The sequence below is a fragment of the Lyngbya sp. CCAP 1446/10 genome (assembly GCF_026130175.1).
In the GTDB taxonomy this organism is placed as follows: domain Bacteria; phylum Cyanobacteriota; class Cyanobacteriia; order Cyanobacteriales; family Microcoleaceae; genus Microcoleus.
Window position 1 is genome coordinate 1 of record NZ_JAIGNI010000118.1, and the last position, 4,253, is coordinate 4,253.

General features: G+C 44.7%; 3 protein-coding genes. 1 reads left to right on the plus strand and 2 read right to left on the minus strand.

Translation table 11 applies throughout. The annotated features are described in order from the left end of the window. Positions 1 to 237: 237 nt before the first annotated feature. Positions 238 to 702: a hypothetical protein gene (locus K4039_RS26425; RefSeq protein WP_265239470.1), complete on the minus strand. Its 465-nt coding sequence runs from the start codon at positions 700 to 702 to the stop codon at positions 238 to 240. Between the two features lie 91 nt (positions 703 to 793). Then, positions 794 to 2,077 carry a glutamate-5-semialdehyde dehydrogenase gene (locus K4039_RS26430; protein ID WP_265239471.1) on the minus strand — a complete coding sequence of 428 codons (1,284 nt, stop codon included), beginning with the start codon at positions 2,075 to 2,077 and terminating at the stop codon, positions 794 to 796. A gap of 219 nt (positions 2,078 to 2,296) precedes the next feature. Between K4039_RS26430 and K4039_RS26435 the strand changes: the two genes are divergently transcribed. Then, positions 2,297 to 4,021 carry a zinc metalloprotease HtpX gene (locus K4039_RS26435; RefSeq protein ID WP_265239472.1) on the plus strand — a complete coding sequence of 575 codons (1,725 nt, stop codon included), beginning with the start codon at positions 2,297 to 2,299 and terminating at the stop codon, positions 4,019 to 4,021. Positions 4,022 to 4,253 lie beyond the last annotated feature (232 nt).

Here is a 4,253-nt window from a genome sequence, read left to right on the forward strand (position 1 = left end):
CCGCATTGCACGCAAATGTGGTTCTGTTTTCCTTTTTTCTTGCCATTTTTACGGATATGGGTTGATTTACATTCGCTTGCGTTGCATAAATTATTCCTCCTATTCATACTCTAACTCAGCAACGCCAAATTTTTGATGATTTGTGCAACAAAATCTTGAAAAACTTTCTTAGCTTTCTCACCCTTATAATGACGCTTCAGAAGCTCTTTGTAGGAACGCTTAAATTTATCAGATGGATTAATCCGAAACACTGCTCAGCCACTCACAAAAATCATCGGGTGTCATTGCAGGATGATCGCCCGATTTTGCCAAAGCTTCCTGCACAACTTCAACCATTGTTTGCTCGTAATCTGGGTGCTCTCTTTCGATCGCTCCAAGTACAGCATTTTTTAGACGAATTAAGGCGTTGAAGTAGTCAGTCAGAACATCAGTTTCACCACAGATTAGCATCCAAGCTAGTGACAGCCTTGTTCTCAGAGAAGCGAAAAAACCTTGATTACCATCTTGATTGATAATTGAGGCATAAATCAGAGCTTTAAGCAACTCACGCTCCCCATCCGAAAAATCTTCCCACTTATTCTCTACTGCTGTTGCTAGAGCCTCTGTGTTTTGGGCGATCGATCGCAACCTTGACTGACTTACTGTATCCGGTTGGGATATTTGCCTAATTTCATAGGGGTTAATGGTAATTGCAGCGGACATTTTTTGCCTCCGGGCACGATTGCGAAGGGTATAGATTCAGTATAGCAGTGCGATCGATAATTTGTGAATCGGAATCTCACACTATGATATTCTACAAATCGCGATGAGTAAATTCCTGAGCATCTTTCCCGACATAACTCGCAGCAATATGACCGTCTCCAACAACTCGATACTTATAGGTAATCAAACCCTCTAAACCAACAGGCCCGCGAGGTGGCATTTGCTGCGTGCTAATCCCCACTTCTGCACCGAAACCGTAGCGGAAACCGTCAGCAAATCGAGTCGAACAATTATGATAAACTCCGGCTGCATCGACTTGATTTAAAAAAGTTTCGGCGGCTTCGCTGTCTTCTGTGACAATCACATCTGTATGTCGGGAACCGTAGGTGTTGATGTGGTTAATTGCTACTTCCACAGAATCTACTATTTTGATTGACAAAATCAAATCGCTGTATTCTGTAGACCAATCTGTTTCTGTCGCTTCGGCAATATTTTCTAAGATGCGGCGAGTTGGTTCGTCTCCCCGCAATTCGACTTTTTTTTGCTGCAAAGCTTGGGCGACAGCGGGGAGGAAAATGGGAGCAATATCCCTGTGAACTAACAAGGTTTCAATGGCATTGCAGGCGGCTGGATATTGAGTTTTTGCATCTACAGAAATCTCTACGGCTTTCTGAATGTCCGCTGCTTTATCTGCGTACAAATGACAAATTCCATCTGCGTGTCCCAACACGGGAATCCGGGTATTTTCCTGCACGAACCGCACGAAGGAATTAGAACCTCTGGGAATAATTAAATCGACGTATTCATCCATTTTCAGCAGTTCGATTGTTTCTTCCCGCGTGGTGAGCAACTGCACTGCTGCGGGATTAACGGCTGTTTCTGCTAATGCTTGATGTATCACTTTTGTCAAGGTTTCGCAGGAACGGACTGCTTCTTTGCCGCCTTTGAGAATAACGCCGTTGCCCGATTTGATTGCCAAGGATACTATCTGAATTAAGGCTTCTGGACGCGCTTCAAAAATAATCCCTAAAACGCCCAAAGGACAGGTTACGCGCTTCAGAATTAATCCTGCGTCCAATTCGCGATGAATTTGCACAGCACCGATCGGGTCTGGGAGTTTGGCAACATCTCGCACGCCCGCGATCGCACTTTTCAACTTGCTCTCATCCAATTTTAGGCGATCGTACAACGGTTTAGCAATCCCATCCGCCTCAGCAGCCTTGCAATCAGCAGCATTCGCCGCTAAAATATCCGCAGCAGCAGCTTCTAAAGCTTTAGCAATAGCCTCAATCGCTTGATTTTTAGCACCGGCGGACAAAACTGCCAATTTTCTAGCAGATGCGCGCGTTTTTTGGGCAATTTCAATAATCGACATAGCAGTAACTTTTAAATAGTTTTGATTGTTGAGTTTTGAGGTAGTAATTGAATTCGCCCAAATAAATTAGGCGGGCAGTTTTCCATCTTAACAAAATAGAGGAAATTATATATTTTTGTTGAGACTCCTTACCGCGATCCGTACTGACAGGTTAAAACAGTGAAGTATAGATAAAATCCCACCGCGATTACCATTTGTCAATAACCTTTGGAGATTATTATGCCATCTCAAGCTCCTTTACGCAAGGCAGGGCGATCGCCCAAAGCCGGCGTTAAACTGATACAGAAAACTGGCGGAAATCTCGTTTTAGCTTCCGGCGTCACCATCACCCTGCTGTTTGGTATGGTGTTGGCGCTATCCTTAGCCTCAGTTTTGATTCTCAACAGTCCCGATCCAGTTACCGGATTGGCGATCGCACTTCCCATAACTATAATTTTTAACATCGCAGCTTTTTTCCTATCGCCTTACTTGATGGACTTAACCCAAAATTGGCTTTACAATACTCGCTGGGTTTCCCTAGCAGAAATTGAAAGCCACAGTCCCGAAGCAGCGAAAGTTATTCAGAAGGTTTGCAAACAGAACAAACTGACTCAGCCGCGGTTAGGAATTATCGACGACCAAAACCCCACTGCTTTTACCTACGGTTCCTTTCCTAACAGTGCTCGGTTAGTCGTCAGTCAAGGTCTTTTTACCTATTTAGACGACGATGAAATTGCCACTGTTTACGCCCACGAACTCGGTCACATCGTTCACTGGGACTTTGCAGTTATGACCTTAGCTTCGACTTTAGTGCAGATCACTTACTTAATTTACACTACAGCTCAAAGGCTGGGTCGGAAGGGCGGCGACAAAGCTAAAGATGCGGCCGGTACTGTAGCTGCTGTTGCTTATTTATTTTACATCGCCGGTACTTATTTGTTGCTGTATTTGTCGCGGACGCGAGAATATTTTGCCGACCATTTTGCCGCCGAAACTACCGGAAATCCTAACGCTTTATCCCGCGCTTTGGTAAAAATTGCTTACGGTATTTTGGAAGAAGGACAAAGAGCGACGGAACCCAGTCGCTTGTTAGAAGGAACTCGCGCTTTAGGCATTTACGATGCCAAAGCTGCCACTTCTACCGGTACAGCTTACCGGATTGCGTCGGAACCGAAAAAAATTGGGCGAGTGTTTCTGTGGGATATGTTTAATCCTTGGGCTTGGTGGATGGAGTTGAATTCAACTCACCCGCTTACTGGTAAGCGAGTTCGCGCTTTGAGCACCTACGCCGAACAATTGGGCTTGGATGTTGAGTTTGACATGGGCCGGATTGTTGGGGAAGGCCACCATTTGAGCAAGCGGAAATTGTACGGCAATTTTGTGTTCGATTTGCTGCTGTACAGTGCGGAAACTCTGGGATTGGCGGTGGGTTTTGCGATCGGCATTTCGCTGTCTGCTGCGAATCCGATGATGATAGTTGCTTGTCCTTTCATCGGTTTGGGTGCGGGAATTTTGCTCAAAGCTTTGGTGATGTTTCCCAATTACGCACAAGCAGAACAATTGGATGTTTTAACCTTAATGTCTGACCCCTATGCAAGTCCTTTGCGCGGTCAACCTGCGAAACTAGAAGGCGAATTAATTGGTCGCGGCGATGCGGGTTATGCGTTTGGTTCCGATCTAAAACTGCAAGACAAAACGGGAATGATTTATCTACGCTATGCTTCTCGTTTTGGGCCGATTGGTAATTTTCTGTTTGGGATGAAACGGGTTAAAAGTTTGATTGGGATGGATGTTAGTGCTTTGGGTTGGTTCCGCCGGGGTGTCGCGCCTTGGATGGATTTGATTCGGCTTGAAAGCGATAGCGGTACGACGGTTAGCAGTTATCACCGTTTCTGGTCTTTTGTGATGGGGATTGGTGCGATCGCGATCGGTATTGCTTCTCTATTTGTCTTGTTTGCTGCTTAAGATTAGAAAGGACTGAAGTCCTCATTACGAGCCTGGTTTGTAGTGAGGACTTCAGTCCTCTTAAGTCAGGGTTAAGGACTAGAGCGTTAGTGTCAACTTAAGCAATAGACCTCTTGCAAAATAATTTTATGATATAATGGAAAGTTTTGCTTTACTGGATTGAATCCAAAGTCTTAACTTATTTTTACTCTTGCCTTGCTAGAAACAGGATAAAATACTAGAAACTTATATT